Annotated in this window: 18 protein-coding genes; 2 read left to right on the top strand and 16 right to left on the bottom strand. The window is 54.9% G+C overall.

Going from position 1 to position 24,056, the window contains the following annotated elements; translation table 11 throughout:
* Positions 1 to 50 precede the first annotated feature (50 nt).
* The 15 genes from ABNT42_RS09630 to ybiB all read right to left on the bottom strand — a co-directional run bounded on the left by ABNT42_RS09630 (position 51) and on the right by ybiB (position 21,381).
* A complete protein-coding gene (locus ABNT42_RS09630; protein ID WP_348696467.1) occupies positions 51 to 320 on the bottom strand; it encodes a hypothetical protein in 270 nt (89 codons plus the stop codon).
* Positions 321 to 444: 124 nt separating this feature from the next.
* Positions 445 to 1,425, bottom strand: coding sequence for a site-specific integrase (locus ABNT42_RS09625; protein ID WP_348696465.1), 981 nt, complete (start codon positions 1,423 to 1,425; stop codon positions 445 to 447).
* A gap of 2 nt (positions 1,426 to 1,427) precedes the next feature.
* Complete coding sequence (locus ABNT42_RS09620) at positions 1,428 to 1,628, bottom strand: hypothetical protein (protein WP_348696463.1); 201 nt, start codon at positions 1,626 to 1,628, stop codon at positions 1,428 to 1,430.
* 159 nt (positions 1,629 to 1,787) lie between these two features.
* Positions 1,788 to 2,738 (bottom strand): hypothetical protein, encoded by a 951-nt coding sequence (locus ABNT42_RS09615; RefSeq protein ID WP_348696461.1) that lies wholly within the window; start codon positions 2,736 to 2,738, stop codon positions 1,788 to 1,790.
* A gap of 267 nt (positions 2,739 to 3,005) precedes the next feature.
* The gene (locus tag ABNT42_RS09610) at positions 3,006 to 4,271 is read right to left on the bottom strand and encodes a tyrosine-type recombinase/integrase (protein WP_348696459.1); all 1,266 of its coding nucleotides are present in this window, start codon (positions 4,269 to 4,271) and stop codon (positions 3,006 to 3,008) included.
* A 473-nt stretch (positions 4,272 to 4,744) separates the two neighbouring features.
* Complete coding sequence (locus ABNT42_RS09605; RefSeq protein WP_348696457.1) at positions 4,745 to 5,941, bottom strand: GIY-YIG nuclease family protein; 1,197 nt, start codon at positions 5,939 to 5,941, stop codon at positions 4,745 to 4,747.
* A complete protein-coding gene (locus ABNT42_RS09600; protein WP_348696455.1) occupies positions 5,934 to 8,057 on the bottom strand; it encodes a DEAD/DEAH box helicase in 2,124 nt (707 codons plus the stop codon). Before ABNT42_RS09600 ends, ABNT42_RS09605 begins: the two co-directional genes overlap by 8 nt.
* Positions 8,054 to 10,849 (bottom strand): DNA methyltransferase, encoded by a 2,796-nt coding sequence (locus ABNT42_RS09595; protein WP_348696453.1) that lies wholly within the window; start codon positions 10,847 to 10,849, stop codon positions 8,054 to 8,056. Before ABNT42_RS09595 ends, ABNT42_RS09600 begins: the two co-directional genes overlap by 4 nt.
* A gap of 247 nt (positions 10,850 to 11,096) precedes the next feature.
* A complete protein-coding gene (locus tag ABNT42_RS09590; protein ID WP_348696451.1) occupies positions 11,097 to 11,834 on the bottom strand; it encodes a hypothetical protein in 738 nt (245 codons plus the stop codon).
* Positions 11,835 to 13,569: 1,735 nt separating this feature from the next.
* Positions 13,570 to 15,771, bottom strand: coding sequence for an RNA polymerase sigma factor RpoD (gene rpoD, locus ABNT42_RS09585; RefSeq protein WP_348696450.1), 2,202 nt, complete (start codon positions 15,769 to 15,771; stop codon positions 13,570 to 13,572).
* A 515-nt stretch (positions 15,772 to 16,286) separates the two neighbouring features.
* Complete coding sequence (gene dnaG / locus ABNT42_RS09580; protein WP_348696449.1) at positions 16,287 to 18,083, bottom strand: DNA primase; 1,797 nt, start codon at positions 18,081 to 18,083, stop codon at positions 16,287 to 16,289.
* Between the two features lie 116 nt (positions 18,084 to 18,199).
* The gene (locus ABNT42_RS09575) at positions 18,200 to 18,649 is read right to left on the bottom strand and encodes a GatB/YqeY domain-containing protein (RefSeq protein ID WP_155432991.1); all 450 of its coding nucleotides are present in this window, start codon (positions 18,647 to 18,649) and stop codon (positions 18,200 to 18,202) included.
* 130 nt (positions 18,650 to 18,779) lie between these two features.
* Entirely contained in the window at positions 18,780 to 18,992 is a 213-nt protein-coding gene (gene rpsU, locus ABNT42_RS09570; RefSeq protein ID WP_008451879.1) for a 30S ribosomal protein S21, read from the bottom strand.
* Positions 18,993 to 19,091: 99 nt separating this feature from the next.
* Positions 19,092 to 20,300 (bottom strand): NAD(P)/FAD-dependent oxidoreductase, encoded by a 1,209-nt coding sequence (locus ABNT42_RS09565; RefSeq protein WP_348696447.1) that lies wholly within the window; start codon positions 20,298 to 20,300, stop codon positions 19,092 to 19,094.
* 73 nt (positions 20,301 to 20,373) lie between these two features.
* Positions 20,374 to 21,381 (bottom strand): DNA-binding protein YbiB, encoded by a 1,008-nt coding sequence (gene ybiB, locus ABNT42_RS09560; RefSeq protein ID WP_348696446.1) that lies wholly within the window; start codon positions 21,379 to 21,381, stop codon positions 20,374 to 20,376.
* 74 nt (positions 21,382 to 21,455) lie between these two features.
* Here ybiB and ABNT42_RS09555 point away from each other — a divergent pair, with 74 nt between their 5' ends.
* Together ABNT42_RS09555 and tsaD are read left to right on the top strand one after the other, a co-directional pair.
* Positions 21,456 to 22,514 (top strand): 3-deoxy-7-phosphoheptulonate synthase, encoded by a 1,059-nt coding sequence (locus ABNT42_RS09555; protein ID WP_348696444.1) that lies wholly within the window; start codon positions 21,456 to 21,458, stop codon positions 22,512 to 22,514.
* Positions 22,515 to 22,653: 139 nt separating this feature from the next.
* A complete protein-coding gene (gene tsaD / locus ABNT42_RS09550) occupies positions 22,654 to 23,694 on the top strand; it encodes a tRNA (adenosine(37)-N6)-threonylcarbamoyltransferase complex transferase subunit TsaD (protein WP_348696443.1) in 1,041 nt (346 codons plus the stop codon).
* 50 nt (positions 23,695 to 23,744) lie between these two features.
* On the opposite strand, the gene ABNT42_RS09545 is transcribed toward tsaD, so the two are convergent.
* On the bottom strand, positions 23,745 to 23,921 hold the full coding sequence (locus tag ABNT42_RS09545) for a hypothetical protein (RefSeq protein WP_348696442.1): 177 nt from the start codon (positions 23,919 to 23,921) through the stop codon (positions 23,745 to 23,747).
* Positions 23,922 to 24,056 lie beyond the last annotated feature (135 nt).

The raw sequence follows: 24,056 nt of genomic DNA, 5'->3' as shown, positions 1-24,056 counted from the left end.
GCTTTACCATCCAAGCTGTAAAAGCATGCTGCCGATCATTGGAGAGGCACCTATGGTGCCTCGGTTCCTAGGAAATCCCAGTTGGGCTGGGTAGCGTTGCGCGGCGCATTAATCAGTTCATTAAAAATATCCAACACCATCTCGAACTTGGCGCCACGGTTCTCATCATGAGGTCCAGGAATTGCAATCCAACCGATCATACGGCCGCGATCATTCATGATGCCAACGCCCTCCGCAAGGGGAACAGCCTGGGCAATTAATGTGATGAGGAGCGAACCGCCGCTTGGGAGTCTTACTGCGCGAATGCTTTTAGTAGCCATAGTGAACTTTCATATAAAAAAACTGGTGATTACCACTGGCAAGGATCAATGCCTTACCAGCAACTCGGTTAATGCCACGTTAAAAACGCGGTGGAGCTCTGGCTAAATTCATAAGCTTCAGCCTTCACGATGTTGGGTCAGATCTCGGCGAACCAGAAATCATGGGGGCGAGTTGCTGGCCAATACGGTCTGCTGCATCATGCAAACGCAGGTCCGAAGCCACTAAGTAGCGTTCGGTGACTGCAGTACTCGAATGGCCGAGGATCGCGCTTACAGCATGCGTCGGCAGAACTTCAGCGATACGAGTGGCGAAGCTGCGTCGCAGATCGTGAATCCATAGACCTTCGACGCCAGCAGCAGAAAACAGCGCCTTGAATTGACGACCGGGACGTGACATGGGGCCAGCATCGCGACCTGGGAACAAATACGCGTTGCGACGCATACCCTGCAATTGCTGACAGACAGAGCAGGCTTCCACCGATAACGGAATCACACGTGGGCGGCCACCTTTTGTATCTGGCAGACGGATGATGCGATTGTCCATATCAACAAAATCCCAGCGTGCCGAGAGCGCCTCACCCAGACGCATACCGGTCAGAACCAGTAATGTCACCAAGAGTCGGGTTTTGAGCGGCGCGTCACCCAATGCCGCGAAGAAGCGAGCGTGTTCGTCAGCACGCAGAATGCGGGTACGCTGATTACGCTCTGGGATTTTTTGCAAGCCCTTAGCGATATTGGCTTCGATAAGTTCGAGTTGAGTGAACTTACTGAAGATGGCCTTCAGTTCATCGACAATGCGATTGCGAGTGCTCGCCTTCAACTTGCCAATAGCTCGGCGGCACTTTTGCGATGGACGTACGTGGTCAACCAAATCGACCAGCTCAGCGAACGTTATTTTGTCCAGCGGGCGGTCACCCAGAACGACACGGATGTGGGCGTTGAAGCGGCTCAGATGCGTCTTGCGGCTACCTTCACGATGGATGGAGGGCAGATAAATCGTGTCGAAGGCGTGTCCTAATGTCAGGGTCAGACACTCCACGCGCAAGCCTTTTGCCAGTCGCTTTTCGCACTGGTAGACTTTGTTGATGGCCTCGGTCAGCTTCACGATTAGTCCGCCGTACCGAGGGTGTGGCAAGTCTTGCGGCCCGAGATGGGATCGCGGAAGCGATAGATGTAGGTGCGGCGACCGGATGGGTAGATCGCCAGGCGCAGGCCAGGAACGCCCGGTACGGCGCGCTCGATTTGGCGACGGCTGGCGCCTTCGCCGGGCAGGGTCTGGACAGCTTTGGGGACGTCGATGTGTGACATTTTTCGGCTCTGTTGTTTGATAACAGAACCGATTTTGGGCCTATGTTTTTACCCCCCGGACAGGTTTCCTCCCCCTCGCAACACATGCAGACGTTGAAAGGCGCTGCCCCGGAGCGAAAACGTAACCAACAGGGCGGACAGATTTTTGATGGTCAACATTCAGCCAAGAAAAACACGATTGGGGCTGTCGTCTTCATAGATGAGCATTTCGCGGTTTGCATTGAAAAACTTAATGAAATCCTGAGTAGCCCATTTCTCTCTCTCAGAGGCAATAAGCGCAACGTCTAGCGACTTCTCCACGTAGCGTCGCAGGTCGCGCTTCCGAGTGGCGCCCGACTTTCCTTGGGTACGTATCCAACGCGTCAGGCCAAACTCATCTGCCGTCGTGGACTTCATTTCTAGCAACAAGTCGAGAACCCGAGGCGTGATCCAACCGAATATCTCGAACGCGAGCAAACATACCGCCAGCGAAAACTGTCGCACAATGTTGGTCGATCCACCTTGGAAAGGATTCGCCCCAAAACCGTCTGACTTCGACTGCCGAATTAATTTTGGCAACAAATCCTCCAGTGACTGCGATGCTCGTAGTATCCCTCCTGTGACTTGTTTAGGGTACACAAGTCCGACAGTAGCGTGATCGAGCAACGAACGGGCGCGTTCAATAAACTCGGTAGCGGCGAGGCAAAAAGCCTCGCGTTCTTCACGCTCACTCTCCGTGTCGAAAATTCTAGGTTTATCGCGGAATGTATGAAAGACACCAGCGATTCGGCCGAGAAACATGAAATGTCGTTCGAGCTCGCTTTCTTCAATCCACGCTATGGCAGGGTGGTCAGGACTAAAATTCGGACTGCTGCGCATCTTTTCAAGCATCTTCTGAAGGCCGCAGTCGAGATCCATATAGACCTTTTCCAGTTCAGGATCGGCGCTCAGAACCCGGCCGTAGTCGGTCAGCCTCAAGCGTTCGAGATAATCCTCGCAAGCAGCATTGATCTGATCAACTGTGTCGTCGAACTGCGCTTCGCGCGCTTTCACCATCGCGATTTTCTCACAGCCGTCCGCAAAGACATCCTTAAACTGCTTGTACTCTATTCTCCTGCGATCCATCATCAATTTCTACCTCTCCCGAGTTCGTTGTAGTCCGATAGCCAGCTTAAGGTATACCGAAGCCGGAAAGCTACAAGTCTACATGGGACGGCAGCGCCGAGGCCAATACGCTCATCGTCTGCATCGTGGGTGGTTTCAAATCTGTAGCTATATATCCCCCGTACAAGAAATGAAACCACATGGGAAAGGTAGGTAAGAGATCAACCACAAAAAAATGGTAGAAAAGTACCAACGGCCGAGGCCGTTGGCACACTATGTCTCGCATCTACTTACCTACCTACATATTTCAGCACTGCCGGCAACACCTGGCGCCAGACTCATTCCCCCTTCAGCTTCGTCCATCAGCAAACCACCGGCATCACCGCTAAGCGCCGCGCTAACAACATTTCCAACGACGTTGGTCGCGTCCCTGAGCGCGGTATCGCAAAGGTGGGCGTAGCGCATGGTCATCATCGGCGAGCTATGTCCCAGCGCCGACTGAATCACGAACAGCGACACGCCATTCTGCGCCATGACGGATGCGTAGGTATGACGCAGGTCGTGCACGCGCATACGTTCAATGCCTGCCTTCTCAAGCAATCGCTGCAAGCACTTGTCGATGTTATAAACGGGGAGGTCATCAGCAAGGTTCTTCCCTGGAAAAATCCACTGACTATGCCCGCGACTCGGTAGCTCTTCCAAAAGCATCCGAGCATGAGCACTTAGCACAATATGACGGGATTTGCCGGACTTAGTTTGAGGCAAATGCATCAGGCCGCGCCCAAGATCAACCTGCTCCCATTTCGCACGTAAAGCCTCGTTACGCCGCAGCCCGGTCAGCAGCAAAAACTTGATTCCGGCAACGCCATAGCTATGCCTGTCACCCTCCATAGCCTGAAACAGCCTCGCTATTTCGTCACGGGTGAGGAATCGTTCACGCGTGCGCTGCTCTCGAAACTTAGCGATGCCATAACATGGATTCTTTTCAATGATGCCCCAAATGGTGGCAAGCTTGAGCATACGTGCGAGGAGCGACAGAATACGATTAGCAGTGGCCGGCGAACGTGACTTTGCAACCTCGCCGATAAAGGCCTGAATTTCGCGTGTTGTAATTTCCGATAGCTTCTTGTGACCAAAGCGCGGGAGCAAGTGGTTTTTCAAACGATGGGCATCGTCCTTGTGCGACCGCTTGGTCTGCCGTGCCATAGGCATGTACTCCCTTTCCGTGAACTCTGTAAAGCTCGGCATAGCTTTTAGCTCATCCCTGGATGCCTGAGCATCCTTGCCTTGGTCGAGCATGGAGCGCATCTCGCTGGCGCGCTTACGGGCGGCAGCGAGGTCCGTAGCTGGATACTCACCAATTTTGGCAGCGCGCTTACGCCCATCGAATGTGTAGCGCCAGAACCAGAATTTCCTGCCGCCCTTGGTGACGGATAAACGCAACCCGGTCACGTCAGTGTCGCTCACCTCATAGGCTTTCGACGCCGACTCAGCGGGGCAAGGCGGCAACCGATCCAGGTCGCGCTGGGTGAAACGAAATTTTCGTGCAAGTGTAACCATTGTAGGCCTCCTCATTGATGGAAAAAGAAAGGCCCCATTCGGTCGAACCGAATGGGGCCAGAAATTGATAGGTTAGGTTGTGGGTAGTGCGTTTTCAGAGTCCTTGAGCATCGCGACACTGATCGTCGCAGGCAACTCAAAAACTTTTAAAAATCAAGGAAAGATGCATGGTGTGCAACCGCTGCAAGCTCCTGTGCGGACGCAGTCCGGTCCATTTCCGGATTTCTCGGCGACCAAACTCGGCGCCATCCCCGGCCAAACCCCTCACCACGAGGAGTAGAAAAAACCGCCATCAACAGCAACGGAAATACGGAGCAACGACCGCACAATATTCTGGTCGTCAAACGGCTGGGCTCAGGGGGATGATATTAGTATGAAAAAATCAGGCTGCGCTATGCGCGGGAACCGAATCTGAAGAACTAGAAAATCTAACGGACAAAGCAGCACCCAGCTGCTCAGCTCCGTTAATGGCACTATTTCCCTTGATCGACCAAGCGGGCCGTCGCAGGATCATACATAAAGCTCGTAATCGAACCATCTCGAATACGCTGAACAGCGTCATCAATTACATGCAGCGGAACCAAGAACCACTCCTTAGGCTTAACCGGATTTCCGAAACGGTCATCGATCGTCAAGTCAAGTTGAGCCATTCCGAACAAGCGGTGAAAGATATTTTCTAGCTTTACTCGGCTGAGATTGTGCAGCTTATAGGTTGCGACAACATCCACGGCAGCCAGCAAGTACGTAGCGTCCTTTTCAGCACCTGAAATACGGTTCTCCACCTTGCCACCGGTCACGCCTATCTTATGGATTAGTTCGCGATGCTCGGCAACAAATGGATGACTAGATTGACTGCGCAATACATATATGGTTCCGGTTTCAATATCATCAGGCTCTGCCCCACTGCCAAACAATGGACCATCATCTTTAATGACCAGGCGCCGACCGACAGGCGCATCTCCATCTGGATAAAGCGAACGTGAAAGAGATCGCAGTAACAGATTGCTCTCGGTGCGGTTATCATAGATAACACGCAGTCGCGGATTATCACGGCCATCCTTGGTCTTTGTGCCTTCGTACATATCGGCTACGTAAGCTGTCTGGCCGCCGACAATAAAGAAATCTCCCAATTCAATACTCGCGTTTTTCACAAAGGGCTTGGTCATCCAAGTACCGGCTTTGAGCCCCTTATGAGCGACCTCAAACAAATACTGGAAGTGATCGAAATCCTTGCAAGGCGTACGATCAGCGACTGCCTCTGCCGCCTTGATCTCCCCGTATGAACGCACATGTCGCAAAACCGTTATATCGCGCTGATCTGTCGGGTCCATATCAACCCCTAACTCGGCCAGCAAAGCGTCCTCGTCCATAGCATCCACATCGAACTGGACCCCGGCCCCGGACAACAGCCCTGCCCCATCCAATTCAGAAAGCAGTGCCTGGGATTCCGGTAACTTACGAAGTTGATCCAAACGCACCGCATAAAGGCGCTCGAAAATATCACGATCTTCGCCGTGTTGTGGAACGCGACCATGCAATTGTTGGAACCGCAGAATGTCCTCAAAGCCGGCGACTATGCGTTCTTCGCGAGGTGTACGACTGGAGGTTTTGAGGGGCGTGACTTCTACGCCCAACGCGTCCAGTAAATCGTCATCGTTCATCTCAGCCATTCTCCGACTCTCCCTGCTTCTGCGCCGCTTTGGCTTTGGCCTGTGCACGGTAGCGAGTTAGCGCGGCGATGCCTTCAGCCAAGCGTTTTTCCCACGCGTCAGTGGAATTGAGGTCTGGTAGACGCCCACGTTCCATCTTGAACTGCAAAGCACGCTTCGCAAGTTCGCGAGCCTCCTCTTCAGGAATGCTCAGCTTCTTAGCGGCGATACTGGCCTGCACCTGGCGCAGTGATTTTTCATCCATCGCTTTCGCCAACACAGCGTAGGCGGCATCAAAAGGATTAATGCGGTCTATCAAGTCAATGTCCAGGTCGCGCACGTTGACGAATTTGCGCACGCCATCCAGCAAAGCTGTACTACCTTGCACGGCACCACTGTCGGCATCTGCCTGCGCTAATGCTAACTTGGCCTGCTGCGTGATGTTCATGGCGGCAATGGCGTGTTGCCGGATGGCTTCTTGGTCTGTGTCGCTTAGATCCGGGTAACGCTCCCGCACTATCTTCCCCATGCGTAGCTGCGTAAGCTCTTCCGGCAACGTATTTTCCTTGTCAAACAAACCTCGCTCCAGGACCGTCTTATCTTGCAAGAAATTGGTGACCACTTCGTTCAGGTCTTCCTTGCAGATGCGCGTTGCTTCCAAACTTTGCGGCGTTACCAGCCCATTGATCTCGACATGATACTGACCGGTTACCTGATTGACGCCGACATTGTACCCACCCTCCTTGTAACCAGCTTCACCGTAGTTGAATCCATCTTTCGGTCCAGCGTTTTTTGGCGTGAACTCATAGCGAGGCGCCAATACCTGCTCCATCAACAAGCTAGCAGAAATAGCTTTCAGCATGTCATTCACTGCTTCAGTCACGGTGGATTGGTCGGCCGCAGGCTCTGCTATCAAATTGGTGAAACGTGATCGTTCCTTCCCTTCGGCATCACGGGTGGCACGGCCGATGATCTGCACGATCTCGGTCAGACTACTACGGTAGCCAATGGTCAGTGCATGCTCACACCAAATCCAATCAAATCCTTCCTTCGCCATCCCAAGCGCAATAATGACATCCACGTTATCGCGATTATCTTTTTGCGCAGGATCTTTTAAGGCGCTAAGCACCTTGGAGCGCTTGGCTGGATCACTGTCATCCACCAGATCGGCGACTTTCAGAGTACGGCCATCAGCCACCTTCACGATGTGGAAACCGGTAGCGAGATCAACACCTTTCCATTCCCCCAACCCGTGCATAATTTCATCAACCTCGCGCTGCTTGTCTTTGAGGCTTTCACGCGCATTCACATTAGGAATGTGGATAATTGTCTTTAGCGCCGGGTCCAACACCTTGGTGAGAGCATCAACATAAGGACCCGTATAGAAAAAGTAACCGATGTCCAGTGATTTAAGCCATCGGTAGCCGTTGAGCTGCTCATAGTAAGTGTACGTTACGGTCTCGAATTTTGCCTCGTCCGCAGCCCCCAGCACGGCCTCACTATCGCCCCGAAAATAAGAGCCGGTCATAGCAACGACATGCACCTTGTCGCGGGCGATGAACGCACCCAACTGGCTGCCCAACTTATTATCGGGATTGCTGGAGACATGGTGAAATTCATCGATTGCGATTAAGCGATTATCAAACGCGTCTATGCCCAACTCCTCGACTGCGAAGCGAAACGTGGCATGGGTGCAGACCATTACCTTGTCAGGGCTCTCAAGGAACTTACGCACTGCATCAACCTTGGACTTCGCCACACGTGGCTCATCCACGCCGGGTGCATTGCACAGGTTCCATTGGGGAGCTACTTGCCAATCCCAATAGAAACCATACTTACTTAGAGGCTCATCAGCAAAACTGCCTCCGATGGAACGCTCCGGCACCACAATGATGGCCTGTCGCAGGCCTTGATTATTGATTTTGTCCAGTGCGATAAACATCAATGCGCGGGACTTACCTGATGCCGGCGGAGATTTAATCAACAGATACTGCTCACCGCGCTTCGCATAGGCGCGCTCCTGCATGGCGCGCATCCCCATCTCATTGGCTTTGCTGGAAGCACCTGTTCGAGCCGTCGTGATGGAGACGGACGGTACAGTGTAGGTGTTGGTGGGATTGTTAATATTCTCGCTCATGCTGTTTTCTTCCCCCGAGTCGTTCTTGTGGCAGGCTTTACCGTGACCATCTTCGTATAAAGTTCAAACAGTTTTTCTAACCGCTCCGTATCGTTTTTAAAACGACGTCCAATGTAAATGCGCTCCAGCACTTCGTCATTACGCTCGTGAGCATGACGGAGATTTTCCGGCATGTTGTCTGGGTCATACAAGTCGGCGATGGTAGCGGGGAAATGTGCTTCGCGTGCCAGCAAGATATTTTCGGCGCATGCAGTCAAATCTACCTTATTCTGCTCGGTCAGCAACGGCACCGGAAAGGTATTCCAACCGATAGTGTTGGAATAACGAAAATCGGTTTTTAACTTACCGCAGACCGTCCCGATCCAAACCAAATGCAGACGAGACGCGAGTAGTGCCATGTTCCACAAAGCTACATCGTAGAGCGCGAAAGCTTCACTCGTCACGGTACTTCGCGAATCAATTAAGCCGGTTGGCAAAAAAGGGCGGTTTTCAGATGAGGTTCTTGGTACTGTAATTGTCCACCTTTGAGCGATGTTCATTTCCCGCATTTGGTGTGCGCGTGCTGCCATTTCATTTGCACCACTATCACGGCTTGCTAGACGCATCGCTCGCACACCTTCAACACGCTGTCTAACACCCTCTATGCTCATTGCATCATCTAGATCCCTATCTTCAATCCAGAGGCAATACCGCGCAAGCCCTCGAATAAACTCTGCCGATCCATAAATGCGACGAATAAAACGACTATGTTGCGCAGCCGTCAGGCCAAGTTCATCGACTTCATCTTTGGATAACAACAGATGCCCGCCATCAACCGCCTTGTTTCCAAAGCTCATTTCGGCCTGCCCACTCAAAGGACGTGAAGCCTTTTCCACCATCACGTTGGCCGCCGGCACTAAGTACGCGTTGATGTTCTCCACATCCTTTACATCGACTGTGTCACCCTTACTGCTACCGGCGATGGAATACAACCGACGTAATGCCTTGGCTTGTGAAGACAGTCCCACGATCACCACCGTAACACCTGCGTTATGGCTGGCTAAATTGGCCCATTTGAACGAAGTATGGGCAAACACGACTTTGTTACCAGTGTTGAAAATTAGTGGCCAAAGTATTGGCACCTGCTGTCCTTGGCATATAGAGTTAGTGGACACAAAAGCAGAAGCGGATTGTGTCCGGGTGCCATAATCGGCGGCCTTCATAAACCAGCCCGCCACATAATCCAACGATTTCCAGCTTTTGGTGCGGTTTGCAAAGATAGCTTGTAAATCCGCCTTTTGCTCCTCTGTCTGCCAAGTAGAGCCTAAGTAAGGGGGATTGCCACAGATATAAGTCTCACCGCCTTCATTCTCGAAACCAATTTCAGTTTGATTCAGAGGCGTACCCAACAAGTCATCCGCCACCAACTTGACACCCGTTCCGCTAGTAGGAAATATACTTAACCAATCTAGCCGCAACGCGTTGCCGCATATGATCCAGTTTTGGGCATCCAACGGTAAAAATTCAGCCAACGCATCCTTCTGACCGCGATACAAAACGTCGCACTGAAACTCGGCAATGATAAGCGCCAGTCGTGCGATTTCAGCTGGAAAGTCACGCAACTCGATACCGCGAAAATTAGTAAGGGGGATTTCGCTACCCAGATGCACCTCGCCCCGGCGCCGATTGATTTCTGCCTCGATCTCGCGCATCTGCTTGTAAGCGATGACCAAGAAATTGCCGGAGCCGCAAGCGGGATCGAACACGCGAATACGCGCCATGCGCTTGCGTAGGTTCAACAACTTGATTTTGTTATCCCCCGCATCGGCCAACTGCGCGCGCAGTTCATCCAAGAACAAGGGGTTTAATACCTTCAGAATGTTGGGCACGCTCGTGTAATGCATGCCCAGTGCGCCACGCTCATCATCATCCGCCACGGCTTGAATCATACTGCCGAAAATGTCAGGGTTGATTTGTTTCCAATTCAGATTGCCCGCATGCACCAAGTAAGTTCGGGCCATACGGGTAAAGTGCGGCACTTCGGTACTGCCGGAAAACAGACCACCATTCACATAAGGGAATCTGCTAGCCCAACTAGGCAAACGAGGTTGAACGTCGTCGCGTTCATCATATTTGACGTTCATGGCGCGGAAGACAGCTTCAAGCACCTCATGAGTGTTTGCTCCGTCCCTGTCACTCACCAGTTCAACGGTCTTGGTGAACACCCCTTCCCCATCAAAGATATCCGTGTCCTCAGCAAAGAAGCAGAACACCAGCCGGGCCATAAAATGATTCATGTCGGCGCGGCGCTCTTCCTTAGCCCATTCAGGGTTATTGCTCAGCAGTTCGACGTACAACTTATTCAGCCGACTCGTAGCCCGCACATCGATCGGATTTTCCCTGATCTCCTTGATAGTGGAGATACCGGCTAACGGCAGGAAAAAACCGAAATGGTTGGGAAAGTCTGCATATGCGCAGGCAATCGTTTCGCCGCTAGTCAGCTCTTCGGCTTCAAGGGTTTGACCATCAGTGGCCAAAATGAACTTTGCCTTAGCCTTCGTGGTGGCAGGGCTCGCGCGCAATACATTGAGGGTCGCGCTTACGGCGCCGACTTCACATACTGCAACGTGAATGTTATTGCGCTGGAGTACACCGCCAACTACGTCTGAGGCGTTATTGTTGCCAGTACGCAGGCGCTTGAGGGTTGTGTCCTTATTCCCAAACGCTTGTAGAAACAAGTACGGGAACTCTATCGGGTCAAACGGCAGCAGCGCCAAGTCTGAAATTGCTGATTCGATCTCTACTGCATTCATGAAACACTCTGGTTATTTGACGAAGCACACTGGGGTCCAGCGTGTTGACTCATAAGCATTTGCAGATGGGAAGGGTAGCGCAAATCTCAACATTTGCTGATGAAAAAAAACACTCCAAATTCACCGAGCAACCCAAACTAAGGACTGCAGGAATGCATCCGCCAGTTCTGGCGCTTCGAGCAATCGCGACGCCAACTAACAAAAAAAAGCCCGCAAATGCGGGCTTTTCCCATATATAGAAACATGTCTATTGCTTGCGAGCGAAGCGTGCGAGTACGCTGGAAAGCTCAGACTTCTTTTCTTGAGTCCAAGGCAGGTGCATACCTGGGAACGGTGCACTCATTTCAGCCTTACCCTGCATTACATCGTTTGCGATCGACTGGACTATTGGGTTTGAACCATCGTTCGCAGCTTCCTTCACGAGAACTGTATTTAATGGATTCTTCAAGTTCATCATAAGACCCCTTTGCTTGCACTGTTCATTAATCTCAGTAACGCCGACGTTGTTCGACAAATTATTTTGCTTGGTTTTACTAAGCAAAAATTTCGTCTGCCCGCCGCTAAACACATCCTTAGACTTAGCGCTTTCAATGGCAGTTATAGCGCAGCGATTAGAATTCCAACAGTCTTTTGCAGACGGCCCACCACTACCACCATACAAAGCCTCTAAGGCGTTACCTGCATGTGAGAAAAGAATGTAGTCAGAAGCAAATTCCAGTGCACCCGTAACCATATTCACGATGATCAACTGCATCTGGTCCAGCTTATCCATCGGGACAGGGTCAACGCGACCACCAGCTACCCATTCTTTCCAAAAATTAATCTTGGTAACATTACCGGCAAATGCAAACGCAAGATCATCATCGAAAATAATCTTGTCATAGCCAGTGTCATCAACGAACACAAGCCAGTCCATCTTCTCAATTGACCAGCGACCATCACTTGTCAATTGCCCAGTAGTTACATCGAAAACGTTTGTAGTCATTGTATTTTTTTATTTTCTTGTCAAGCGCACGCCTGAATGCACTCAAGCCCGCAACATGTAATTTCTACATGCCTTCGGGCTTGACAATTCAAAACATCTACTGCACGCGACAGATTATGCCATTTGATAAACAGAAAAGAAAGGAATTATCAGCCACAAAACGAGATATATTTCAAGGCCGCACTAGAAAAAGCATGGATTCTTGAGAGAATTCCCATGTCAAAAAAATCATCATCAAAATTTCAATATGGAATCGATGAGGATGTCTCAGAATTTTCTTGTTAGGAGCTGTTTTTGCTGTGGATAAATACAGTAGATTTTCCTATCAATCAAATTTTTCGGGGTATTCCTCTAGCAATTCAATTCGCCACTCCTGAAATAAGCCTCCGCCTCCTCAGGCGAACTAGTCATCAATGAGTGCTGAAATCCGTGCCAGATCATTCTGCCGCTACGCCAAGTAATATATCGAGCATCCCAAAGTGTAGGTAGAAGAAGGCCATCACGGGTACTTAAGCCCCAAGCTGATCAAACTCGAACTGAGGGCGACCCGGTGCCTTGTAGACGCAGAACACAGTCACTCACACCTAAACCTCGACCATCGCAGGCGGCCTCGAGGCGCAGTCGGCCAGCCGACGTTTTGAAGGTGCGCAAGGAGCATATGCGCGGGGATGAGTTGGTAGTCAAGCAGAACAAGCGTAAGAAAAAGCTACACATTCAACTGAAGATCAGCGCGCCTACTGGACTAGGTAAGCTGGTTGACGAGATCAAGGCGCGGCCTATACCTTCTATACACTCCCTCCGGCGTTGCCTGAACGCCTAAGATGCTGCGCGACAGGTTTGAGTATGCGCGAGAGGATGAGGCAAACCCGGCCACAAAGAAAAGTTTGTCAAACTTAGCCCGCAAGATTAAGACATTCCAGTTTCGCGATATCTGCCCGAACACAGCAAGTGAAATCGTCAGCCTGGACGATACAAGTAGCTTTGGGGGCATACAAACAAGGCAAGTACGAAGCGCGTTTACTGTCCAACTGGCGAGTTGGTAAAGCCTGCGAAATAGCAGAGTTGCGGAACGACGTTCCGCAACTCGTTAAATTTTCAAACTACGGCAGTTTTCAATTCAAGATGTTGGGCGGAACTAAAAAAAGCCAACCCCACGGGGTTGGCTTTTCATTGTTTGGTGGGCCTCCCGTGAGTCGAACACGGCACCAACGGATTCTGGTTTGTGTGACTTTCGCCACTCCCTGGACTATGCCTTCACCATAGCTTACGCCGTAGGTGGGTGCCGTCTAGTCTCTACACCTTCAACAGCACTCTCGCACTGAAGCTTGGCTCGGCATTGCCTTACGCATTGCTACGCTTAGGTTTCACCGAATTTGACACCATCCCTTACGCGGTTTCCCATCGCAAGGCACATTTACATATGAGTCCGCTGCTCTAACCAAGCATGAGCTAGAGGCCCGAAATCTGTACTACTTCTACCACCTTACCGAAAAGTCGAGGTTCTGGAATCCTGCTGCCCTGTACTGACTGGACCAGAAATGGACCAGACCACATTTTACCACCTTCAAAACTAACAAGAAACCAGTCGTAAACCTTTGAATCTAAACAACTTCGCTTTATGCACCTTTTTGATACACAAGGTTTATGAGTCCTCTGCTCTAACCAACTGAGCTAACGGCCCCTACTTGAAAGCGAATGCGCGAGGATAAGGGCTAGCAAGGCCCACCGTCAAGTCTTAGTTACCTTCCAGGAAGCTTTTCAGCTTGTCGGAGCGGCTAGGATGGCGCAATTTACGCAAGGCCTTGGCTTCGATCTGACGGATGCGCTCGCGCGTCACGTCAAACTGTTTGCCCACTTCTTCCAGCGTATGGTCGGTCGACATTTCGATACCGAAACGCATGCGCAGCACCTTGGCTTCGCGCGGCGTGAGCGAATCCAGCACATCCTTGACCACCCCACGCATCGAGGCATGCAGCGCCGCATCGGACGGCGCCAGCGTGTTGTTGTCCTCGATGAAGTCGCCCAGATGGGAATCGTCGTCGTCCCCGATCGGCGTTTCCATGGAAATCGGCTCTTTGGCGATCTTCATGATCTTGCGGATCTTGTCTTCCGGCATCTCCATCTTGATGGCCAGCGTGGCGGGATCGGGCTCAGCCCCCGTTTCCTGCAGAATCTGACGCGAAATCCGGTTCATCTTGTTGATGGTTTCGATCATGTGCACGGGAATCCGGATGGTGCGCGCCTGATCGGCGATGGAACGGGTAATCGCCTGACGGATCCACCACGTTGCATAGGTGGAGAATTTATAGCCGCGGCGGTATTCGAACTTGTCCACCGCCTTCATCAGACCGATGTTGCCTTCCTGAATCAGATCAAGGAACTGCAGACCACGGTTGGTATATTTCTTGGCAATCGAGATTACCAGACGCAAGTTAGCTTCTGTCATCTCGCGCTTGGCTTTGCGCGCCTTCATTTCACCGGCCGCCATCTGGCGGTTGATGTTGCGCAGATCCGGCAACGGCAGCACCACGCGGGCTTGCAAGTCGATCAGGCGCTGCTGCAGTTCCTTAATGGTCGGAATGTTACGGCCCAGAATCGCGCTATACGCGTGACCGGCCGCCACTTCGCCATCCACCCAGTCCAGATTGGTTTCATTGCCGGGGAAGACTTTAATGAAGTGGGCACGCGGCATGCCGCACTTGTTCACGGCCACGTCCAGAATCTGCTTCTCGATATGGCGCACTTCATCGACCTGACCGCGCAGGGTGTCGCACAGCTTCTCCACCACTTTGGCGGTGAAACGGATGCCCAGCAGCTCGAAGGAAATCGCTTCCTGCGCCTTGACGTAGGCTTTCGAGTTATAGCCTTCCTTCTCGAAGGCGCGGCGCATCTTGTCAAACTGCAAGGAGATCACGTCGAATTTTTCCAGCGCAGCCGCTTTCAGGGCTTCCAGCTGTTCGGCCGAGTAACCGGCCGCACCGGCGGCAGAACCACCGGACTCTTCTTCTTCCTCTTCTTCCTCTTCTTCCTCGTCCTCGTCGTCTTCTTCATCGTCGGACGGGGCTGCGGCAGCGGGGGCAGCGGCTTCTTCTTCGCTCTCGTCTACCAGACCATCGACGATTTCGTCGATCTTGATCTCTTCGGCGCGGATACGGTCGGAAGCGGCGATAATTTCAGCGATCGTCACGGGGCAGGCAGAAATCGCCTGGATCATGTCTTTCAGCCCGTCTTCGATACGCTTGGCGATTTCGATCTCGCCTTCACGGGTCAGCAGCTCGACCGAGCCCATTTCGCGCATATACATACGCACGGGGTCGGTGGTACGGCCGAAATCGGAATCGACGGTGGACAGGGCCGCTTCGGCCGCCGCTTCGGCTTCATCGTCACTGGTGACGGTAGCAACGTTGTCGGACAGCAGCAGGGTCTCGGCATCGGGCGCATGCTCGTAGACGGCAATGCCCATGTCGTTAAAGGTGCCGATAATGCCTTCGATCGCTTCCGGATCGACGATATTGTCGGGCAGGTGGTCGTTGATCTCGGCGTAGGTGAGGAAACCCCGTTCCTTACCAAACTTGATCAGCGTCTTGAGTTTCTGGCGACGGCGCTCGAGTTCTTCTTCCGAAGCTTCCGTGTCCGACGAGAATGCATCCTTCAGCAGTGCTTTTTCCTTGGCCTTGCGGTCCTTGGCCTTGGCCTTGTCGACCGCTTTCAGTTCAGCGCGCTCGACCGCATTGAGTGCGGCCACTTCGTCGTTTTCAGGCTGGAATTCTTTCGGCTTGCGACCGCGCCGCCCCGGTACTTTCACCGTCGGCAGCACGTAGCCCGAAGTATCGATGGCTGCCAATGCGGCGGCATCGGTGGTCTGGCTCACGGCCGGCACTTTGCTGGCAACACGCGTTTCCGACTTGTCCGCCGTCTTAGCGGATTTTGCGGTCACTTTGCTCGGCTTTGCAGCCGCTTTGGATTCAGGTTTCTTGGTTGGCACAGGCGCTTTCGATTACACAACGACTTGCTTATTTAGGATAAAGTTTCTTACGGCCCTATCGAACCTACGTCTTCGAACTTGCCGACTACCCAAGTCCGACAACACTACGACTTACTTACATCCAGTCAGGACGATCTACCGCGTTAGAACTCCGCCACTCTTGGCAGAAATTCTACTGCATAGGACACGTGCGTGGGGACAAGAAACCATGACCGGGTTGGTAACGCATTGTTGCGTTCCATGTAGCGGGAGTCTTCTCCGCTGCTACCACCCAAGCTGGCCCGAGCCGCAGACAGCCGTTCTTCCATGTCGATCAAGAGCCTAACTTACTGAAAACAAACACACTCTGAGCTGAAAAACGATGCCAAAAAATACAACACTTAGCGTTTTATTATAGCACGCCACTTTTCAATTTCCAGAGGGCGGCCGTGCCCCTTACAGCCAGTCTGTACAGAGTATGCGCCCGATCAACGGTGCGCCGTTTCCGCCTGCGCTTCGCGTAACAATTGATCCTGCTGCGCAGTAATTTCGCGATAGCGCACGCCGATCTGCTCGGACGACAGCCCAGCCGCGAACAACTGGCTCAACTCTTGCTTCAAAGCATCATTCTTCACCTGCCGGATGGCCCCGCGCAGGAATAGCCGCACCGCGTCAAACTCCGATTCCGGCTCCTGCACGATTTCAGCAATGATGCTGTCGTACTCGTCACCTTGCGCTTTCAGATGTTGCGCAAATGCTGCAAAACTGCCCTGCGGGCCCAGTGCCTGTGCCTGTACCACGAGCTGCGCCAGACGTTCTGCCGGTTCCGCGCCGAAATACTGGAAAGCTGCCAGCGCGCTCGCATCGACTTCCTGCGCCAGCGGCGGGTGGGCGATCAGGATGCGTACGATCTGCAACTCCAGCCCCACCGGCACGGGCCGCCCAGTACGCGCCGGCGCCTGCCGCGCCACAGCCACCGGCTTGGCCAGCTCGTACAGCACCTCGATCTCGGATGGCGTGGTCTGGGTCAGCTGCGCCAGTCCCCGCACAATCTGCAGCCGCAGCGCGGTCGGCGTCATGGCCTGCAGCATGGGCTTGGCGTCGAACTGCACGCGCGCGCGCCCTTCCGGACTCTGCAGATCATGCTCGCCCACGGCTTCCTTGATCAGGAACTGGGACAGCGGCATGGCTTCATGGATTTCCTGCTCAAACGCTTCTCTGCCGTAAGTACGCACATAGCTGTCCGGATCATGCTCGGTGGGCAGGAACAGGAAGCGTATCGTCTTGTTATCCGTCACATGGGGCAGACAAGCTTCCAGCGCCCGCCGCGCAGCGCGCCGCCCCGCCTTGTCGCCGTCGAAGCTGAAGATCACATTGTCGGTTTGGCGCAACAGCTTCTGCACGTGGAACGGGGTACAGGCCGTACCCAGCGTCGCCACTGCCTGCGGAAAACCCATCTGCGCCAGCGCTACTACGTCCATATACCCTTCCGTCACCAGCACATAACCGGCATCGCGGATGGCCTGACGGGCTTCGAACAGGCCATACAGCTCGTGACCCTTGGAAAATAATGGCGTTTCGGGCGAATTCAAGTATTTGGGCTCGCCCTGATCGAGCACGCGCCCGCCGAAAGCGATCACCTGCCCCTTGGTATTTTTAATCGGGAACATCACCCGTTCGCGGAAGCGGTCATAGCGCTTGCGGTTGCCGCCATCCTCATCCACCCGGTCGATCACCAGCCCTGCCTCGGCCAGCACCACGGCTTCGTAATCAGGGAAGATGCTGCGCAGATTGTCCCAGCCGGGCGGCGCATAGCCGAGCCCAAAACGGGCGGCAATTTCACCCGTCAGACCACGCCCTTTCAGATAGGTAATCGCATTGGTCGCACCACGCAACTGGGCGCGGTAGAAATCGCAGGCCTTGGTCATGGCTTCCGTCAGCGCCATGCTGTGTGCCGCCATCTGGGCACGCTGGGCCGGCGGAATCTTGTCATCCTGCTCAGGCACCACCATGCCCACATTCTGTGCCAGTTCTTTCACGGCATCGACAAAGCCCATGCCCGAATACTCGATCATGAAACCGATCGAGGTGCCATGGGCGCCGCACCCGAAGCAGTGATAGAACTGCTTGGTGGGGCTGACGGTAAAACTGGGGGATTTTTCGCTGTGGAAGGGGCACAGGCCCATGTAGTTAGCGCCGCCTTTTTTCAGCTGCACATAACGGCCCACCACGTCGACGATATCGACCCGGTTGAGCAAATCGGCAATAAATGATTGTGGGATCACAGGGCTACGCAGTCTTGTTGTGAATCAGGCTATACCGTCGCAACGATCCGGTATTGCGCCGGATCAGATGCGACTGCTGGGCAGCCTAAGCCAGCCCAGTCTCATACTGGCAGCAATTATGCCGGAGCCAGTGCCTTTTTCACCAGTGCCGACACCACGGTCATGTCGGCACGGCCAGCCAGCTTAGGTTTAACGATGGCCATCACCTTGCCCATGTCCTGCGGACCGGCAGCGCCCGAGGCGGCTACGGCAGCTGCCACTTCGGCCGCCACTTCTTCATCCGACAGACCCGCTGGCATGTAGTTGACCAGCACGGCCAGTTCGGCCTTTTCGATGTCGGCCAGATCGGCACGGCCACCGGCTTCGAACTGGGTAATGGAATCCTTGCGCTGCTTGATCATTTTTTCCACGATAGCAACGGTCTGCTCATCGTTGACTTCGATGCGCTCATCCACTTCCTTGCGCTTGATTTCCGCCAGAATCAGACGCACGGTGGCCAGACGGCCAGCGTCTTTCGCGCGCATCGCGGTTTTCATATCTTCGGTAATTTGTTCTCTCAGGCCCATGGCGATCTTTCAGAAGGTAGTAAAAATGCGAAAACCCGCCGCGGCGAACCGGGGCGGGTATCTCTCGATGCCGCAAGAGACAACCCGAGGCGTAAGCGCCATACTACCGGGTTGACTCCGTGGAGCAGTCTTAGAAGAGTTTTTTCGGCAGCTGTTGGCTGCGGATGCGTTTGTAGTGACGCTTAACAGCAGCTGCCAGCTTGCGCTTACGCTCAGCCGTTGGCTTTTCGTAGAACTCGCGTGCACGCAGTTCGGTCAGCAGACCGGTTTTTTCGATGGTGCGTTTGAAGCGACGCATGGCGACTTCGAACGGCTCGTTTTCTTTAAGGCGAATAGTGGTCATGTAAAAATTCAAACCGTTAGAGGTTATAGGAAGAATGAGACTATAGCAGCTTTTTCCGGAAAATGGAAGCCACCTGTCGCAATTCGGGCGCGCAGTATATCAGACGGATTGCCCTGCGGCTACTCCCGAAGCCCACGCCCACTGGAAGTTATAGCCACCCAGCCAGCCTGTCACATCCACGGTTTCCCCTATGAAGTACAGGCCGGGCACCTTGCTCGCCATCATGCTCTGCTGCGACAGTTCGCGCGTATCGATGCCGCCGCGCGTGACTTCGGCTTTTTTGTAGCCTTCCGAGCCGCTAGGGGTCAGCGTCCACTGGTTAATAGCGGCGCCCAGTTTGCGCAGCTGGGCATCGGGCATATCGGCCAGACGGGCATCGGCAGCAAAACCGTGGGCGTGCAGCAAGCCTTCGGCCAGACGGGCAGGCAGCCATTGCGCCAGCACATTGCCGAGTTGCTTCTTGATCGTGCCCTTGCCTTCAATCAGCATGGCAGCCAGATCGAGTTCCGGCAGCAGGTTGATGGTGATGGGCGTACCGGGCGTCCAGTAGGACGAAATCTGCAGAATGGCCGGACCGGACAGACCGCGGTGAGTGAACAGCAGATCTTCGCGGAACCGTGCACCGGTGGGGTTGCGGCCTTTCAGCGAACCCGTTGCCACATCCACTTCGAGCGCAATACCGGCCATTTCCACGAATGGCGCCCAGCTTTGCGCATCAAAGGTCAGCGGCACCAGCGCCGGACGGGGTGCCACCATGCGCAGGCCGAACTGCTCGGCGATGCGGTAGCCGAAGTCGGTTGCGCCGATTTTCGGAATCGACAGGCCGCCCGTGGCAATGACGACGCTTTCCGCTTCGATCACGCCCTGATCGGTCTGCAGCACAAAGCCGCCTTCGGCTGCCTGCTCCAGCGCTGTTACCGAACACGGCATGCGCCAGTGCACATCGCCACGGCTGCACTCATCCTTGAGCATGTCGATAATCTGCTCGGCCGAGTCATCGCAGAACAGCTGGCCACGGTGCTTCTCGTGGTACCCGATGCGGTGCTTCTTTACCAGCGCGATAAAGTCTGCCGCCGTGTAGCGCGACAGCGCACTTTTGCAGAAATGGGGGTTTTCCGACAGATAGTTGGCCGGACCAGCGTTGATATTGGTGAAGTTGCAGCGCCCGCCGCCCGAGATGCGGATTTTCTCGGCCAGCTTGCTGGCATGGTCGATCAGCACCACACGCCGCCCGCGCTGGGCCGCCGTCGCTGCACACATCATGCCGGCAGCACCTGCGCCGATTACCACCACGTCAAACTTAGCCATAATTATCCTATCGTCCAAAGGCGTATTGTACTTGAGACACACCGTTGGCCGGCAGAAGCGGGCTGATGCAGCGTCAGACGATAGGCTCCTGTATGCGCTGGCGCGAATGCAGCGTACGCGAGACCAGCAGGCATTGCGCCACCTGCTCGGCGATCGATGGGGGCACGGGAATTTCGCCCGCCAGCACGGCCTTGATCCACGCTGCCGTGGTCGCGGCATCACGCTCGGCCGGCAGCACGGGCAGTTCGCCCACCAGCGTCTGCTTGGGCACCAGCGTACTACGCAGACCGCCGTGGAACCAGTCGATCTGCTGGGCCTTGTTGGCATTGGCCACAGTTTCGCCTTCCGTACCGCGCATCAGGAAAGCATCGCCGCGCTCGGGCAAGGCCGAGCCCGTGAAATATTCGCCCAGCAGTTCCAGATATTCGGGATGGGTATAGGACACCAGCCGCAGCGCCGGTCCGGCAAACGGCTGCATGATCTTTACGAGTGTGTGAGTAGAGTTACGCACGCCCAGACGGCGGCGCAGTGACAGCAGATAGGCCAGCTTGGGCGCCAGCGTGTCGATAGTGATCAGTGCCACCTTGCCCTGCGCCAGCGCCTGCTCCGCCTCGCCACTGTCGGCAGCAGGCAACACGCCGAGTGCCTCGAACACTTCCGCCGTGCTGACCCGTCCCGCATCGCGCAGCACGCCATGCACGAGCACGGGCACCCCTTCGCGCGCCAGCAGCAGCGCCAGCAGCGGGGTCAGATTGGCCATCTTGCGTGCACCGTTGTAACTGGGGATGCAGATCGGGGCATACTGGCCATTCGGCGCCTGCAGCGGTGCGAACGACGCTTCGGCCGCATCGAGGAAGCCGGCCAGCTCGTCTATGGATTCGCCCTTGATACGCAGCGCCAGCAGGATGCCGCCCAGTTCCAGTTCGCCCACCCGGCCATCGAGCATGGCGCGGTAGAGTTCGCGGGCATCGTCGCGGTTCATGCTGCGGGCACCGTTCTTGCCCCGTCCGATCTCCTTGATCAGATGGGCGGTCGGGAATGGCGTATCGGCGGAGGTGGGGGTGAGATTAGCGGTCGTCATAGGCGCAGCTTAAACCAGTCCGGCCCATTTCGGCTACACTATCCCTCCCCCGCAATGAAACGAGCTAGAGAATCATGATCTCCCCTGATATCGAAAACATCAACGTCACCTCGTTCGCGCCCATGCCCACGCCGGAAGCGCTGCATAGCAAGCTGCCGCTGTCGGATGCGGCCTCGGACACCGTGATGAAGGGCCGTGAGGCCTTGCGCAATATTATCGACCGCAAAGACAAACGCCTGTTTGTCGTGGTGGGCCCCTGCTCCATCCACGACCCCGTTGCCGGTCTGGACTATGCGCGCCGCCTGAAGGCGCTGCAGGCAGAAGTGGCCGACACCATGCTGCTGGTGATGCGCGTGTATTTCGAAAAGCCGCGCACCACCACCGGCTGGAAGGGTTATATCAATGATCCCGACATGGATGATTCCTTCCGCGTCGACGTGGGCATGGAAAAAGCCCGCCAGTTCCTGCTCGACGTGTGCGAACTGGGCCTGCCCACCGCCACCGAAGCGCTGGACCCGATCTCGCCCCAGTATCTGGGCGACCTGATCGCGTGGACCGCCATCGGCGCGCGCACCACCGAATCGCAGACCCACCGCGAAATGTCGTCCGGCCTGTCTACGCCCGTCGGCTTCAAGAACGGTACCGACGGCGACATCGGCATCGCCATCAACGCCATTCTGTCCTCGGCCCACCCGCATTCCTTCCTGGGAATCAATGCGCAAGGCAATGTGGCCATCGTGCGCACGCGCGGCAATGCCTACGGCCACGTGGTGCTGCGTGGCGGCGACGGCCGTCCCAACTACGATTCCGTCTCCATCGCGATTGCCGAGCAGGCCCTGCACAAGGCCAAGCTGCCGGCCAATCTGGTGGTCGACTGCTCGCACGCCAACAGCTACAAAAAACCGGAACTGCAACCGCTCGTCATGGCCGATGTCGTGCACCAGATCATGCAGGGCAACCAGTCGCTGGTGGGCGTGATGATCGAATCGAACATCGTCGGCGGCAACCAGAAGATTCCAGCCAACCTGAGCGAACTGAAATACGGCTGCTCCGTAACGGATGGCTGCATCGACTGGGACACCACGGAAAAAATGCTGCGCGATGCCCATCAGCAGCTGAAAAACCGCCCGTAAGCGGGCCATCCCGCATGACAGGCACGCGCTCCGCAAGGGCCGCGTGCCTTTTTATTGCCCCTGTGACAAAGGCCGGAGTCAGTGGCCGGCACGGCTTTCCATTACAATGGCGGATTGTTCTCTAGCACTACTGCATCTTATGATCGTTCTCGGCGTTGAATCTTCCTGTGACGAAACCGGCCTCGCACTGTATGACACAGAGCGCGGCCTGCTGTCGCATGCCCTGTATTCGCAAGTGGCCATGCATGAAGAATATGGTGGCGTAGTGCCGGAACTGGCGTCGCGCGACCACATCCGCCGCGCCCTGCCGCTGCTGACGCAGGCGCTCGATCAGGCCGGCAAACAGCTGGCCGATGTGGATGCCATCGCCTACACCCAAGGCCCCGGTCTGGCCGGTGCCCTGCTGGTGGGATCTTCCGTGGCCTGCAGTCTGGGACTGGCGCTAGATAGACCCGTGTTAGGCGTACACCATCTGGAAGGCCATCTGCTGTCGCCGCTGCTGGCCTCGCAGCCGCCGGAATTCCCGTTTATCGCCCTGCTGGTATCGGGTGGCCACACCCAGCTGATGCGCGTCGATGGCGTGGGCCAGTACACCCTGCTGGGTGAAACGCTGGACGATGCCGCCGGCGAAGCCTTCGACAAATCGGCCAAGCTGCTGGGCCTCGGTTATCCCGGTGGACCGGCCATTTCCCGCCTGGCCGAATTCGGCGATCCGGCCGCCTACAAGCTGCCGCGCCCCATGCTGCACACCAAGGACTTCAACTTCAGCTTCTCCGGCCTGAAAACGGCCGTGCTGACGGTGGTGAAAAACCACGAAGAAAAAGTCATCGCGAATATCTGCGAACAGGACAAAGCCAACATCGCCCGTGGTTTCGTCGATGCCATCGTCGATGTACTGACGGCCAAGTGCGTTTCCGCCCTGCGCCACACGGGGCTGAAGCGGCTGGTGATTGCCGGTGGCGTAGGCGCGAACGCGCAACTGCGTGCCTCGCTCAATGCGGCGGCCGCCAAGAAGAAGTTCAAGGTCTACTACCCCGAACTGGAATTCTGCACCGATAACGGTGCGATGATCGCGTTTGCCGGCGCCATGCGCCTGAAAATCAATCCTGACGCTGCCAAGAAGGACTACAGTTTCAACGTGCGGCCCCGCTGGCCGCTGGAAGAATTGCGCGTCATCTAGACGCGCCGCCGCGATGCAGAGCGCCGGCCCGCTACCACAGGCCTGACACCTCAGGCCTGCGCGAACGCCATGCCGGCCAGCACGGCCAGTCCCACCAGTGGAATCAGGTAGTTGGCTTTGCCCAGACGCACGCCCTGAGCAGCAATACGCTCGCTGCGCGAACGGTGCTCATCGGCCGAAGATTCATGGGTCATCGTGGTGTTTTGTTGTTCGATTGTCTTATTCATAACTGCCTCCATATGGAAAGATCATCTTACTTTCCAGAAGGCATTGCAATTGTCGTGCCATACAACATTGCCCGAAATTGCTCCAAATCAGCAATTTCTAGCACTTTTGTGGTGAACATGCCACACATATTGCAC

The sequence above is a fragment of the Duganella fentianensis genome, assembly GCF_964031615.1.
Lineage (GTDB): Bacteria > Pseudomonadota > Gammaproteobacteria > Burkholderiales > Burkholderiaceae_D > Rugamonas > Rugamonas fentianensis_A.
Note: the sequence above shows the minus strand (reverse complement) of the source record. Positions and strands in the feature narration are given on the sequence as shown.

What these genes read in the sequence shown, in the direction of transcription:
- ABNT42_RS09630 (WP_348696467.1), bottom strand. Translation starts at nt 320, where the DNA reads ATGGCTACTAAAAGCATTCGCGCAGTAAGACTCCCAAGCGGCGGTTCG.
- ABNT42_RS09620 (WP_348696463.1), bottom strand. Translation starts at nt 1,628, where the DNA reads ATGTCACACATCGACGTCCCCAAAGCTGTCCAGACCCTGCCCGGCGAA.
- ABNT42_RS09610 (WP_348696459.1), bottom strand. Translation starts at nt 4,271, where the DNA reads ATGGTTACACTTGCACGAAAATTTCGTTTCACCCAGCGCGACCTGGAT.
- ABNT42_RS09605 (WP_348696457.1), bottom strand. Translation starts at nt 5,941, where the DNA reads ATGGCTGAGATGAACGATGACGATTTACTGGACGCGTTGGGCGTAGAA.
- ABNT42_RS09600 (WP_348696455.1), bottom strand. Translation starts at nt 8,057, where the DNA reads ATGAGCGAGAATATTAACAATCCCACCAACACCTACACTGTACCGTCC.
- ABNT42_RS09595 (WP_348696453.1), bottom strand. Translation starts at nt 10,849, where the DNA reads ATGAATGCAGTAGAGATCGAATCAGCAATTTCAGACTTGGCGCTGCTG.
- ABNT42_RS09590 (WP_348696451.1), bottom strand. Translation starts at nt 11,834, where the DNA reads ATGACTACAAACGTTTTCGATGTAACTACTGGGCAATTGACAAGTGAT.
- ABNT42_RS09575 (WP_155432991.1), bottom strand. Translation starts at nt 18,649, where the DNA reads ATGGGCCTGAGAGAACAAATTACCGAAGATATGAAAACCGCGATGCGC.
- rpsU (WP_008451879.1), bottom strand. Translation starts at nt 18,992, where the DNA reads ATGACCACTATTCGCCTTAAAGAAAACGAGCCGTTCGAAGTCGCCATG.
- ABNT42_RS09565 (WP_348696447.1), bottom strand. Translation starts at nt 20,300, where the DNA reads ATGGCTAAGTTTGACGTGGTGGTAATCGGCGCAGGTGCTGCCGGCATG.
- ybiB (WP_348696446.1), bottom strand. Translation starts at nt 21,381, where the DNA reads ATGACGACCGCTAATCTCACCCCCACCTCCGCCGATACGCCATTCCCG.
- ABNT42_RS09555 (WP_348696444.1), top strand. Translation starts at nt 21,456, where the DNA reads ATGATCTCCCCTGATATCGAAAACATCAACGTCACCTCGTTCGCGCCC.
- tsaD (WP_348696443.1), top strand. Translation starts at nt 22,654, where the DNA reads ATGATCGTTCTCGGCGTTGAATCTTCCTGTGACGAAACCGGCCTCGCA.
- ABNT42_RS09545 (WP_348696442.1), bottom strand. Translation starts at nt 23,921, where the DNA reads ATGAATAAGACAATCGAACAACAAAACACCACGATGACCCATGAATCT.